The 12,753-nt window shown below is 69.6% G+C and carries 12 protein-coding genes and 1 riboswitch; of the genes, 5 read left to right on the top strand and 7 right to left on the bottom strand.

Translation table 11 applies throughout. From position 1 onward, the window contains the following. Positions 1-85: 85 nt before the first annotated feature. The 3 genes from ACSSVZ_RS05740 to ACSSVZ_RS05730 form a co-directional block, all read right to left on the bottom strand. On the bottom strand, positions 86-802 hold the full coding sequence (locus tag ACSSVZ_RS05740; RefSeq protein ID WP_453968832.1) for a 2OG-Fe(II) oxygenase: 717 nt from the start codon (positions 800-802) through the stop codon (positions 86-88). Then, the gene (locus ACSSVZ_RS05735) at positions 802-1,755 is read right to left on the bottom strand and encodes a DMT family transporter (RefSeq protein ID WP_453968831.1); all 954 of its coding nucleotides are present in this window, start codon (positions 1,753-1,755) and stop codon (positions 802-804) included. Before ACSSVZ_RS05735 ends, ACSSVZ_RS05740 begins: the two co-directional genes overlap by 1 nt. A 75-nt stretch (positions 1,756-1,830) precedes the next feature. Further along, positions 1,831-2,751 (bottom strand): DMT family transporter, encoded by a 921-nt coding sequence (locus ACSSVZ_RS05730; RefSeq protein WP_453968830.1) that lies wholly within the window; start codon positions 2,749-2,751, stop codon positions 1,831-1,833. Positions 2,752-2,957: 206 nt separating this feature from the next. Between ACSSVZ_RS05730 and ACSSVZ_RS05725 the strand changes: the two genes are divergently transcribed. From ACSSVZ_RS05725 to ACSSVZ_RS05710, 4 genes are all read left to right on the top strand, one after another. Beyond that, on the top strand, positions 2,958-4,250 hold the full coding sequence (locus ACSSVZ_RS05725; RefSeq protein ID WP_453968829.1) for an adenylosuccinate synthase: 1,293 nt from the start codon (positions 2,958-2,960) through the stop codon (positions 4,248-4,250). 81 nt (positions 4,251-4,331) lie between these two features. Further along, positions 4,332-6,212 carry a hypothetical protein gene (locus tag ACSSVZ_RS05720; RefSeq protein WP_453968828.1) on the top strand — a complete coding sequence of 627 codons (1,881 nt, stop codon included), beginning with the start codon at positions 4,332-4,334 and terminating at the stop codon, positions 6,210-6,212. Positions 6,213-6,390: 178 nt separating this feature from the next. Next, a riboswitch (TPP riboswitch) is annotated at positions 6,391-6,501 on the top strand. 235 nt (positions 6,502-6,736) lie between these two features. Next, a complete protein-coding gene (locus tag ACSSVZ_RS05715) occupies positions 6,737-7,480 on the top strand; it encodes an ABC transporter permease (protein WP_453968827.1) in 744 nt (247 codons plus the stop codon). A 39-nt stretch (positions 7,481-7,519) separates the two neighbouring features. After that, positions 7,520-8,461, top strand: a complete 942-nt coding sequence (locus ACSSVZ_RS05710) for an ABC transporter substrate-binding protein (protein ID WP_453968826.1) — start codon at positions 7,520-7,522, stop codon at positions 8,459-8,461. Positions 8,462-8,639: 178 nt separating this feature from the next. Here ACSSVZ_RS05710 and ACSSVZ_RS05705 read toward each other — a convergent pair whose 3' ends face one another. After that, positions 8,640-9,173, bottom strand: coding sequence for a peroxiredoxin-like family protein (locus ACSSVZ_RS05705; protein WP_453968825.1), 534 nt, complete (start codon positions 9,171-9,173; stop codon positions 8,640-8,642). Between the two features lie 390 nt (positions 9,174-9,563). On the opposite strand from ACSSVZ_RS05705, the gene ACSSVZ_RS05700 reads away from it, so the two are divergent. Further along, positions 9,564-10,199, top strand: coding sequence for a peroxiredoxin (locus tag ACSSVZ_RS05700; protein ID WP_453968824.1), 636 nt, complete (start codon positions 9,564-9,566; stop codon positions 10,197-10,199). Positions 10,200-10,326: 127 nt separating this feature from the next. Here the strand turns inward: ACSSVZ_RS05700 and ACSSVZ_RS05695 are convergent, their stop codons facing one another. From ACSSVZ_RS05695 to rpoH, 3 genes are all read right to left on the bottom strand, one after another. Then, positions 10,327-11,169 (bottom strand): class I SAM-dependent methyltransferase, encoded by an 843-nt coding sequence (locus ACSSVZ_RS05695; protein WP_453968823.1) that lies wholly within the window; start codon positions 11,167-11,169, stop codon positions 10,327-10,329. A gap of 85 nt (positions 11,170-11,254) precedes the next feature. Continuing rightward, positions 11,255-11,596 carry an ArsR/SmtB family transcription factor gene (locus ACSSVZ_RS05690; RefSeq protein ID WP_453968822.1) on the bottom strand — a complete coding sequence of 114 codons (342 nt, stop codon included), beginning with the start codon at positions 11,594-11,596 and terminating at the stop codon, positions 11,255-11,257. A 145-nt stretch (positions 11,597-11,741) separates the two neighbouring features. Then, on the bottom strand, positions 11,742-12,647 hold the full coding sequence (rpoH, locus tag ACSSVZ_RS05685) for an RNA polymerase sigma factor RpoH (RefSeq protein ID WP_453968821.1): 906 nt from the start codon (positions 12,645-12,647) through the stop codon (positions 11,742-11,744). Between the last annotated feature and the right edge of the window lie 106 nt (positions 12,648-12,753).

Here is a 12,753-nt window from a genome sequence, read left to right as displayed (position 1 = left end):
GTCCGGCCCGGAGCTTCCCCCATCCTACGCCGCGTGCCTGCGGATGACCACGATGCCGAGGGGGCGACGGGCCCGGCGCCGATGCTCAGGCGGCGTCGTGGAAGATGACGCCCAGCGTCATGCGGTCGCCGCGGGTGATGCGGCTGACGCCGTGGCGCATGACCAGCCGGTGGGCGCCGCGGGCGCCGAAGCCCGGCCGCTCGCTGACGGCGAAGATCACCGCCTCGCCCTGGCGCATCGCGATCGCCTCGGCCCGCGACTGGTGCCGCGGCTTCTGCTCGGTGAGCACCAGCGTCCCGCCGTCGAAGTCCACGCCGGGACGGCTGAGCAGCACCACCATCTGCAGCGGAAAATGGACGGCGCCGTAGAGGTCCTGGTGCAGGCGGTTGTAGTCGCCGGCGGCGTATTTGAGCAGCAGCGGGGTCGGCCGCTCCTGGCCGGCCGCATGGCAGGTCTCCAGAAAGTCGCCGTGCTGCTCGGGATAGCGTTCGCCGCGTCCGAGCGCTTCGGCCCAGGCGTTGGCGGTGGGCACCAGCTGCGGATAGACGGCGGTGCGCAAGGCTTCGACGGGGCCGGGCAGCGGCCGGGCGAAATACTGGTACTCGCCCTCGCCGAAGCCGTGCCGACGCATCACCACCTTCGAGCGGAACCGGTCGGCATCGTCGTAGAGGGCGGCGATCTCGGTACATTCGTCCGGGGTGAGCAGCGGCCCGGTCGAGGCGGCGCCGACCGCGTCGAGGGTGGCGCGTACCTCCCCCCAGTCGATGGCGGCGACACGGTCGGCAATCGCGGACGCGGGCATCAGGACGGGCCTCCCGGTTGCGGGGCTGCGGGCACCGGGCGCGGCTTTCGCAGGCGGCCCTGGGCGAGCGCGATGCCGCCGATGACCAGCACCATGCCGGCGTAGTCGGCGAGGCCGAGCCGCTCGCCGAGGAAGACCGTGCCGAGGAGGATGGCGGTCATCGGCACGAGGTAGGTGACGAGGGACGTGTTGGTGGCCCCCGCCGATCGCATCACCGCGAAATAGAGCAGGTAGCCGAGGGCGGTGGACGCCAGCGCCAGGGCGGCGACCGAGCCGACGGCGGCGGCGCTCGGCGTCGCCAGCGTCCACGGGGCGTCGACGACCAGCGCCAGCGGGATCATGATCAGGGTGCTGCCGGTCAGCTGGCCGGTGGCGATGAGGACGGGAGGCGCCGCGGTGAGGCGCCGGGCGAGCATGCCGGAGATGCCGTAGGAGAGGGCAGCGCCGAGGCAGGCGATTTCCGCCAGCAGGCTGCCGCTGCCGCCCGACAGGCCGGTTCCCAGCATCACCACCACGCCGAGGAAGCCGAGCGCGATGCCGCCGATCTTCAGCGGCGTCGCCCGGTCGTCGGCGGTCAGCAGCGTCGCCAGCACCATGGTGAAGATCGGCGTCGTCGCGTTGAGGATCGCCGCCAGCCCCGACGGGATGGTCGTCTGGGCCCAGAACAGCAGCGAGAACGGGATCACGTTGTTGAAGATCCCGAGCACCACGAAGGCCGGGAAGCGTGCGTCGGCGAGCGGCGACCGGCGGCCGGTGGCGAACAGGAAGACGTGCAGCGCCGCTGCCGCCACCGCCACCCGCAGGGCGACCAGGGTCAGCGGCGGGATCTCGGCCACGGCGATCTTGGCGAAGAAGAACGAACCGCCCCACAGCACCGACAGCGCGGCAAGCATCGCCCAGTCGCGGGGTGTCAGGACGAGAGGACGGGGGGCCGGGGCAACGGATGGGGTCATGCGCGGACCATGTCTGGGGCCGGTCGATCCGGCCACCCGATTTCGAACTCGGAACGTGGCGGTCGGGTCGTCAGCTCAGCCTGCCTGCGGCCGGCCGAACCAGCGGGTGCGCTGGGAGACCACGATGCCGCCGGCGATCAGCACCCAGCCGACGCCGTGATACCAGGCCGGCCGTTCGCCGAGGAAGATGATCGCCGCCAGCGATCCGAACACCGGAATGAGCTGGAAGAACGGCCCGGCGCGGTTCGGGCCGACCAGCTCGACGCCCCGGTTGAAGCAGAAGTTGGCGACCAGCGACGGGAAGATCGCGACATAGAGGCAGGCGAACCAGGCGCCGGGCGTGTTCACCGGGCGGGCGCCGCCGGCCCATTCGAGGATGAAGGCGGGCAGCAGCATCACCGAGCCGAGGAAGAAGATGGCGGCCAGGAACGACATCGGATGCATCGCCGGCCGGGACTTCAGGAACGCCGAGTAGAAGCCGTAGATCACCACGGCGCCCAGGATGATCGCGTCGCCGGGATTGATCTCGAGCTCCAGCAGCGAGACGGGATTGCCGGACGAGACGATCAGGATGACGCCGACGAAGGAGACGGCGATGCCGGAGACCTGGAAGCGGTTGAGCCGGTCGCCGTAGAGAATCAGTGCGAACAGCGCGATCAGCAGCGGCTGGGCCGACTGCAGCAGCGCGCCGTTGAGCGCCTCGGTCCATTTCAGCCCGTAATAGATGAGGGCATTGTAGAGGGTGACGCCGGTCAGCGACAGCAGGATCAGGATGGGCAGGTGGCGCTTGATGCGCGGCCAGTCCTGGCGAATCGCATGCAGGGCGAACGGCAGCAGGATCAGCAGCGCCCCGGTCCAGCGGAACTGCGCCAGCGCGATCGGCGGGACCTTGCCCACGGCGAAGCGGCCGACGACGATGTTGCCGCCCCACAGCATCGCGGTGACCGTCAGCAGCAGATAGGGCTGCCCGTAGATGATCCGGCCCAGCGCGCGCATCGTTCAGTGCCTTCCTGCCCGGGGTCGGCGGTTTCGCCGCGCCGTCGGTGCGCTTTTCCACCGTCGACGTCCTTGCAACCGGCCGCTTCGCCAGCCATGAATGCCGTGGCTATCATTCGGCCCGCTTGCATGCACGGCTCGGCATCGTCCGGTCGGGCAGGCGGCCTTGTTGTGCAACATCGAACGTCCAGGGATTTTTTCAGCCAATGGCCAATGTCGTCGTGGTCGGGTCGCAGTGGGGCGACGAAGGCAAGGGCAAGATCGTCGATTGGCTCTCGGAGCGTGCCGACATCGTGGTCCGATTCCAGGGCGGGCACAATGCCGGCCATACGCTGGTGGTCAACGGCAAGACCTACAAGCTGAGCCTGCTTCCCTCCGGCGTCGTGCGCTCGGGCAAGCTCTCCATCATCGGCAACGGTGTGGTCCTCGATCCCCACGCGCTGATGGAGGAGATCGACCGGCTGCGCGGCCAGGGCGTCGAGATCGGTCCCGACAGCCTGAAGGTGGCGGAGAACGCGGCGCTGATCCTGTCGCTGCACCGCGAACTCGACAAGCACCGCGAGGAGGCGAGCGGCGCCGGCAAGATCGGCACCACCGGCCGTGGCATCGGCCCGGCCTACGAGGACAAGGTCGGCCGCCGGGCGATCCGCGTGCTCGACCTCGCCGAGCCCGACACGCTGCCCGACAAGATCGACCGCCTGCTCACCCATCACAACGCGCTGCGCGCCGGGCTGGGCGTGGCGAAGATCGATCCGCAGACGCTGCTGGACGAGCTGACCTCCGTGGCGCCGAAGATCCTGCCCTACGTGGATGCCACCTGGCGCTGCCTCGACGAGGCGCGCAAGGACGGCAAGCGGGTGCTGTTCGAGGGCGCCCAGGGCACGCTGCTCGACATCGACCACGGCACCTATCCGTTCGTCACCTCGTCCAACACCGTCGCCGGCCAGGCGGCGGCCGGCTCGGGCATTGGCCCGTCCAGCCTGGGTTACGTGCTCGGCATCACCAAGGCCTACACCACCCGCGTCGGCTCCGGCCCGTTTCCCACCGAGCAGGACAACGACGTCGGCGCCTTCCTCGGCGAGCGCGGTCACGAGTTCGGCACCGTCACCGGGCGCAAGCGGCGCTGTGGCTGGTTCGACGCCGTTCTGGTCCGCCAGGCGGTGGCCACCGGCGGCATCACCGGCCTCGCGCTGACCAAGCTCGACGTGCTCGACGGCCTTGACGAGTTGAAGATTTGTGTCCGCTATCGCCTCGATGGCAAGGAAATCGACCATCTTCCTGCCTCACAGGCGGCGCAATCGCGTGTCGAACCAGTGTATGAAACAATAGAAGGCTGGAAGGCGACCACCGCGGGCGCGCGGAAATGGGCCGACCTTCCGGCGCAGGCGGTCAAGTACGTTCGCCACGTCGAGGAACTGGTGGGCGCACCGATCGCACTTTTGTCGACCAGTCCTGAACGGGACGACACAATCCTTGTGGAAGACCCGTTTCGGGGCTAAGTCTCCGCAAACTCACAGCAATAGGGCCCTTCTCGCGCGATGGCGGATTTCCACACGGTCCTGAAACGAGCGGTTTCGGCGTTGCCGGACAAGAGCGGCCCCAACCGGCGGGCCGTCTACGACAAGGCGCGCAAGGCGCTGCTCAAGCAGTTGCAGAGCCTCGATCCGCCGTTGCCGGCTCAAGAGGTGACCCAGCAGCGGCTGGCGCTCGAAGACGCGATCCGCAAGCTCGAGGCGGAAATCGCCCGGGCCGGCCGCTCGCCGGCGCCCGGCGCGCCGATTTCGTCCAACACGCCGGCCGCGGCGCGCACGGCAGCACCTGCTCCGCCGCCACGCCCGGCCCCGCCGGTGGCGCCCGCCGCGCCGTCGCAGCCCGAGCCGCCGCGGGCCGCCCCGACCCGCCCCAGCTTCCCGACCGCGCCCCGCGCCGGCGCCGAAGAGCGTGGCGACCAGCGCCCGGCCCCGCGTGCCCCGACCGCCGTCCCGGGGCGTCCCGACGCCTCCGCGCCGACGCGCGTCCCGCCGCCCGAGAACACGGCGTCCGCCGATGCCGGGCAGCGCCGCCGCGAGCCGAGCCTCGGACGTCCGGCGCCGCCGATCCCCGATGTCGCCGACGTCGACGAGGTCGATGCCGCACCGCCCGAGACCTCCGGCGACCGCGGCGCGTTCCGCCGTCCGTTCGGCCGGGGTGAGGGGCCTGCCCGCGCCCCGGTTGCGCCGCCCGAGGCCGGACCGCAGGACGACCTGAGCGAGGAAGAGATCGAGGAGGCCGCGGCCGAGGCGGAGACGCCGGCGATCGCGCCGTCCGCCGACCGGCGCGGCTGGCTGCGCCGACGTGGCAGCGCTGCGCCGGGGCCGGCGGGCGAGCCCGTCGACGACCGCATCGACGACGCGCCGCGCGCCGCGGACGACGAGGACTACGACGACGAACCCTACGAGGACGACGGCTACGACGAGGGCGACTACGACGACGCGCCCCTCGAGGAAGCCTATCCGCCGGAATCGGCGGAGCGCGGCCGCCGGCGCAGCCTGCGCTGGCTGATTGCGCCGCTGGTCATCCTGCTGGTGCTCGCGGTGGGGGCGTTCGCGCTCTACAGCCAGCGCGACGCGATCATGGCGATGATGTCGTCGTCCGACGAGACGGCCCAGTCATCGTCCACGACGCCGGCCACCACCTCGGACGCGGAATCCAGCAAGATCTCCGACCGCATCGGCGCCCCGGCCGACGAGGAGGCCGCCCCCGTCGTGGCGCCCGATGCCCGTACGGTGAAGACCACGCGGGTGGTGACGCCGCGCAACGGCGACGGCACCCAGCAGGAAGCGCCGCTGCCGGGCACCACGCCGGCGCCTGCCGAGACGACGCCGGCTCCGGCGGCCGCGACCCCGTCGGTCCAGCCGCAGCAGTCGACGGCGACGTCCGGCGACTTCGACGTGGTGCTCTACGAGGAAGGCGCGAGTGCCGCCGAGGGCGGCAACGCCCAGCGCGGCACCATCACCTGGAACTTCGCCCAGGAATCGATCGGCGGCCAGCCGGCCGAGCCGGTGGTCCGCGCCAGGCTGGAAATCCCGGCGCGCGACATGACCGTCACGCTGCTGTTCCGCAAGAACGGTGATTCGGCGCTGCCGGCCAGCCACCTGGTCGAGGTCGAGTTCGAGCTGCCTTCGGACTTCCCCGGCGGCAGCATCGCCAACGTGCCCGGGCTGATCATGAAGCAGACCGAGGCGGCCCAGGGCAACGCGCTGCTGGGGGCGTCGGCGAAGGTGTCGGACAACCTGTTCTGGATCGCGCTTTCGGCGACGGAGGCCGACCAGAAGCAGAACCTCGAGCTGCTCAAGACGCGCAGCTGGATCGACATTCCGCTGCTCTACACCAACGGCGGCCGCGCCATCCTGACGCTCAACAAGGGGCCGGAAGGCACCAAGGCGATCGACGACGCGCTGGCGGCCTGGGCCGGCAACTGACCGGGCGGTCGTCCGCCGCACCGGACGCGAGACAGAGCCGGCCCCGTTCCGCGGGGCCGGCTTTTTCATGGGCTCGAGGGGCTTGCGATCAGGCGGCGCCAACTGTCCGGCACGAGAGGCCGTCCGGGCCGTCGCGGTCCGGGCCCTTGCGCCCCGGCACCGGTTCGGGCAACAATGACGGCGTTCCGAGGGGAGCTCGCACGGCGAGCTGAGATGGCACGACAGGTGTGCCGAACCCTTTGAACCTGATCCGGGTCATACCGGCGAAGGGACGGACACGACCGACCGCTCGTCATCCCCGGATCTCCCGATTCCGACTCTTTTGGACGGTAGATCCCATGCTGCACGCCTCCCGCGCCAAGAACCGACCGCCGGACCCGCGCGGCCCGATCGACGCCCGCGACGTGTCCGGGCACCCGTGCGCCGGCAGCCGTGCCGGGCGACCGCCGGCGTCCGCGTTCCGGAGGTCCGGCCGGGCCGCGCCCGCGCCCGACCCGATCTAGGCACGCGCGCCCGATCCGGTGATGTCCGTCCTGCGAGCCGTGCTGGTGGCCGTCGGCCTCCTCCTGATCTGGGAGGCGGTGGTGCGCATCTTTGCGCTGCCGCCGTTCATCCTGCCGCCGCCGCTGAAGGTCGCGGCGGCGTTCCAGGCGCGCGGCCCGTACCTGCTGGCCAACACGCTGGTGACGCTGAGCGAGATCCTGCTGGGATTCCTCATCGGCTCGCTGATGGGCGTCGCCACCGCCCTGTCGATGACCCTGATGCCGCTGGCGCGGCGGCTGATCCTGCCGGTGGTGATCGTCACCCAGGCGCTGCCGGTGTTCGCCATCGCGCCGCTGCTGGTGCTGTGGTTCGGCTACGGCATGGCCTCCAAGATCGTGATGGCGACGCTGATCATCTATTTCCCGGTCGCCTCCGCCTACTATGACGGCCTCAGCCGCACCGATGCGGGCCTTCTCGACCTCGCCTTGCTCAACCGCGCCGGGCGCCTGCAGACGCTCGTCCATTTCCGTATGCCGGCGGCGCTGCCGAGCCTGCTGTCCGGGCTGAAGGTCGCCGCGGCGGTGGCGCCGATCGGCGCGGTGGTCGGCGAATGGGTGGGATCCTCCGCCGGCCTCGGCTTCGTGATGCTGCAGGCCAACGCCCGGCTTCAGTCGGACGTGCTGTTCGCCGCCCTGTTCTGCCTTGCGGCCATGGCCGTGGCGCTGCGCCTCGGCGTCGACGCGGCGGCCCGACGGCTGGCGCCGTGGGCGCCAGAAAACCTCTAGCTCATCCCCTCACCAACCCCCTGAAAGGGAGACCACTTCATGTTCCGCCTCGCCCTCGCGTGCCTCGCCGCGACGCTCGCCTTCGCCGCCCCCGCCGCGGCCGACACCACCAGGCTCACCGTGCTGCTCGACTGGTACATGAACCCGGACCATGCGCCGCTGGTGATCGCCGGCGAGAAGGGCTTCTTCGCCGAGGAAGGGCTTGAGGTGGAGCTGATCGCCCCGTCCGACCCGAGCGCGCCGCCGCGGCTGGTCGCCGCCGGCCAGGGCGACATCGCCGTGACCTACCAGCCGAGCCTCTACCAGCAGGTCGAGGAGGGGCTGCCGCTCACCCGCATCGGCACGCTGGTGGCGACGCCGCTCAACACGCTGGTGGTGCTGGAAGACGGGCCGATCAAGACGCTGGAGGACCTGAAAGGCAAGACGGTGGGCTTCTCGGTGGCGGGCTTCGAGGATGCGCTGCTTGCCGCCATGCTCGATTCCGTCGGCATGAGCCTCGACGACGTGACGCTGGTCAACGTCAACTTCTCGCTGTCGCCGGCGCTGCTGTCGAAGCAGGTCGACGCGGTGATCGGCGCCTACCGCAACTTCGAGCTGACCCAGCTCAAGCTGGAAGGGGCCGCCGGCCGCGCCTTCTTCCCCGAAGAGCACGGCGTGCCGGCCTATGACGAGCTGATCTTCGTGGCCAAGAACGACCGCCTGTCGGACCCGGCGCTGGCGGCGTTCATGCGGGCGGTGGAGAAGGCCGTCACCTGGCAGACCAACCATCCGGACGAGGCGCTGGAGGTGTTCCTCAAGGCGGAGCCGGACCTGGACGACGAGCTGAACCGGCAGGCCTTCGTCGAGACGCTCAGGCGCTTCGCGCTGAGGCCGTCGGCGCTGGACACCGGCCGCTATGCGCGCTTCGGCGCCTTCATGAAGGCGCAGGGGCTGGTGACGACGACCCCGCCGGTGGAGAGCTTCGCGGTGGAGCTTCAGTAGGCGCGGCAGCCGATGACGGTCCAGCAGCATTCAGCTGCTGGACCGTCGCTTGTTCGCACAGCAAATCCGGATGGACTCTTTTGGGACTTTGCCAGTTCCTGCGCGCGACCGCGCGCCGGCGGGTCAGGCCGCCCCCGCGGAGCCGGTCGCCGTGGCGACCGGCGCGAGTTCTGATGACTCAGAGCGCCTTTTCGACCTCGCCGCGGGCCGGGTAGTCGGTCTTGATCACGTAGTCGAGGGCGCCCGGGAGGTCGCCGAGCGGCGGCCGCGCGAACGGCATGGTCTGCACGGAGGCGAAGTAGAGCGTGCCATCGGCCCGGACCAGAAACATCCCGGGTTCGCTGAACAGGGCGGGCTCCTGGTTGCGGCCGGTGGAGATGTAGAGGCCCCACTTTCGCGCACGCGCGAGATCGAGGCCGTAGGCGATGGAGAGGTCCGCAAGTCCCCAGTCGGCCTTCGCCTTCTCCGCCCTCTCCTGATCGTCGCTGGAGATGGCCACCACGCTGACGCCGCGCGCGGCGAACTCCGGCAGCAGCGACTGCAGCTGGCCGAGATAGCGCTTGCAGATCGGGCAGTGGAGGCCGCGATAGAAGATGAGCAGGGTGAAGGCATCGCCCTTGTTCGCCTCGAGCGACCAGGTGCCGCCGCCGGCGAGCGGCAGCGACAGCTCCGGCACCGGCTGGCGCGGCATGAGGGGGGTGATTTCGGACATCGGGCGGCTCCCTTGCTGGTCGTGGTTGCGGCGTGTTGCCGGGCTGTTCCAGTGGATATGTGCTGTACCACGTTCCAAGCCGATCGCGACTGCCGCACACCAGCCGGGCGTCGTCAATCCGGCGTGAACGGCCGATGCCCAAGCGGCAGCTGCGGGATTTTCGCTCGGGTGTTTTGCCGGACTGCGGAAGTGCCGCCCGGCTTCCTCACGGCCCGGCTGCGACAGCGTCTACCGTGTCCCCTGCCAGGGATTCCCGCTACAATTTCGCCGTCTGGGGGAGGCAGGGGAATGGCATTTCGGATTTCCCGGCACGGCCGGCGCGTTCATTCCTCGACGTTGGCACGATCGAGGACCACATAGACAATACCTGCAATGAAGGAGGTTACTGCCATGGCATTGCTCATCGGGGATACGGCGCCTGATTTCGAGGTCGATTCGACCGAAGGCCCGATCAAGTTTCACGACTACATCGACGGGTCCTGGGCGGTGCTGTTCTCGCACCCGGCCGACTTCACGCCGGTCTGCACCACCGAGCTCGGCTACACCGCCAAGCTCAAGTCCGAGTTCGCCAAGCGCAACGTGAAGGTGCTCGGCGTCTCCGTCGATCCGCTCGACGACCACGAACGCTGGTCGAAGGACATCGAGGAAACCCAGGGCACGGCCCTGAACTTCCCGCTCATCGCCGACCCGAGCCGGGTGGTGGCCTCGCTCTACGACATGATCCATCCGAACGCCGACAACACGTTCACCGTCCGCTCGGTGTTCATCATCGGCCCGGACAAGAAGATCAAAGCGACGTTCGCCTATCCGGCCTCGACGGGGCGCAACTTCGACGAGATCATCCGGCTGATCGACAGCCTGCAGCTCACCGCGAAGCACCAGGTGGCGACGCCGGTGAACTGGAAGAGCGGCGAGGACGTGATCATCGTGCCCGCCGTCTCCGACGAGGAGGCGAAGAAGAAGTATCCGGGCGGCTGGAAGACCGTGAAGCCGTATCTGCGCCTGGTGCCGCAGCCGAAGGACTGACCGTCCTGATCGCACGCCCGGACCGACGATCCCGCGGCCGCCCTTCCGGGGCGGCCGTTGGCGTTCGCGGCCGAGCCTTGGCGGATCCGGGCGGAAGACCGGTTCCCATCGGTCTCGGGACCTGGCTTCAGCGCTTCCTGAGCAGAATGAGCGATTCCCGCGCGCCGTCCTGGATCGGCAGGCGTCCGATCACCGTGCGCTGCACCTCGTCCGCGAGCGCCTCGAGCACATAGGCGCTGGAGAACACCAGCTCGTAGCCGCCCTGCAGGAGGGCGGCGACGCCGAGCTGCTCGTTGTACGAGGTGAACGGCCACGCGGCCGGGTAGGGGCCGGGCAGGAAGATGTCGTGGAAGCCGACGAGGACGCCCGACGGCAGCCCGGGCATGATCCGGTTGAGGACGATGTCCACGTCGGTGCCGGGCATCAGCACGTGGCTGGAATCGCACATCAGGAGGTCGCCCGCCGCAAGGTCGCGGCCGACGGCGCCGCCTGCTTCCTGCAAGACCCGCAGATCAAGTTCGACCGGCAGCTTCGAGATGTCGGCGCGCGGCTTCGGGTCGATCGCGGCGATGCGGGTGGACAGCCCGCCATCGCGGACGGCGCGGGCGAGAAAGCGGGTCGAATGGCCGGAGCCGATCTCCAGGATGCGGGCCGGCCGTTCGGTGCGCACCAGCGTGTAGAGCGCGGCGGCGTCGAGACGGGGAAACCAGTCCTGCTCGAAGCGGGGTTCGGGCGGCGGCGCCCCGCCGATGGCTGCGAGGTCTTCGGCGAACCCGTCGATGGCGGCGAGGAAGGCGCGCAGAGCCGGCAGCCGCGCCTCGAACGTGGCAACCAGCGCGTCGTAGCGCTCGTGCTCCGCCAGTTTGGCAAGGCCGGCGTGGCGGTGGGGGATGAAGAACCCCGCCTCGGACAGTCCGAGCACGGTCTTCAGCCCGAAGGTGAGGGTGCGCCAGCGGCCCCGTGCGGTCACGACGTGTACTCCATGCGGCTGGTTCCGACCGGTCCCGCGTCAGGCGAAAGGGCCGGGTGAAGGGGCGGCGGCAGGCCGGGCCGGATCAGCAGGTCCGGCCGGATGCCATCGCCGGGTCCGGCGGGCAGTAGATCTCGGCGAGCGTCCCCATCACCTGGCGGAGCTCGTCGGAGGCGATGTGATAGTAGATGGTCTGGGCGTCCCTGCGCCCGGCGACGAGCCCGAGGGCCCGCATCTTGGCCAGATGCTGGGACATCGCCGACTGGCTCAGCCCGACTTCCTCGGCGAGCGCCGTCACCGAGAGCTCGCCGGAAAGCAGAAGGCACAGCACCAGGAGGCGCTTCTCGTTTGCGAGCGCGGCCAGCAGGGACGCGACATCGGCTGCTTTCTCGGCGAGCGTGTGATTCATGTCGTCTAAATAGTTCATTCGGCGCCGCGGAGGAAACACCGTTGCTCCGGTTTGCGGCGCAAGGTGTCCCCAATCCCTCAAAAGTCGGGAGGCCGCGGCCCAAAAAAGAACCCCGCGGCAGGCCGCGGGGTCCCGGGTCGATCGCTTCGGCAGTCCGCAGAGATCAGGAGTCTGCGAGCGCCAGCCGCGGGCGTTCCAGCTCGCGGGAGGCCTTCTGCACGGCTTTCTGGACCTTCTCGAAGGCGCGCACCTCGATCTGGCGCACGCGCTCGCGGGAGACGCCGAATTCCTCCGACAGGGTCTCCAGGGTGATCGGGTCCTCCGCCAGGCGGCGCGCCTCGAAGATGCGCCGCTCGCGTTCGTTCAGCACGCCGAGGGCGTCCTTCAGGAGCTGGCGGCGGTTGTCGAGCTCCTCGGAGTCGGCGAGCGTCTGCTCCTGGGTCTCGCTGTCGTCGACGAGCCAGTCCTGCCATTCGCCGCCGGCATCCGCCTCCTGGCGGATCGGGGCGTTGAGCGAGGAATCGCCCGACAGGCGGCGGTTCATCGAGATGACGTCTTCCTCCGGCACGCCGAGGCGCTTGGAGATCGCCGCGACGTGTTCCGGCTTCAGGTCGCCTTCGTCGAGGGCCTGGATCTGCCCCTTCACCTTGCGCAGGTTGAAGAACAGCCGCTTCTGGTTGGCCGTGGTGCCCATCTTCACGAGGCTCCACGAGCGCAGGATGTATTCCTGGATCGCCGCCTTGATCCACCACATGGCGTAGGTGGCGAGGCGGAAGCCCTTTTCGGGGTCGAAGCGCTTGACCGCCTGCATCAGGCCGACGTTGCCCTCGGAGATCACCTCTCCGACCGGCAGGCCGTAGCCGCGGTATCCCATGGCGATCTTGGCGACCAGCCGCAGATGGGAGGTGACGAGGCGATGCGCCGCGTCGGGGTCGTCATGCTCCAGGTACCGCTTGGCGAGCATGTACTCTTCCTGCGGCTGCAGCATGGGGAAGCGACGGATTTCGTCGAGATAGCGGGACAGTCCGGCATCGCCGGATGCAATCGCTGGCAGACTGGATCGGGCCATGAGTATGCGCCCTCCTTTTCAGGGATCGGGCCCCACGGGCTTTGCCGGGGTGCGGCCGATCGGTCGAAACAATCCGGACCTGCCCGCACGTCGGGCGGATCCGAGT

It is taken from the genome of Amorphus sp. MBR-141 (genome assembly GCF_053628695.1).
Note: the sequence above shows the minus strand (reverse complement) of the source record. Positions and strands in the feature narration are given on the sequence as shown.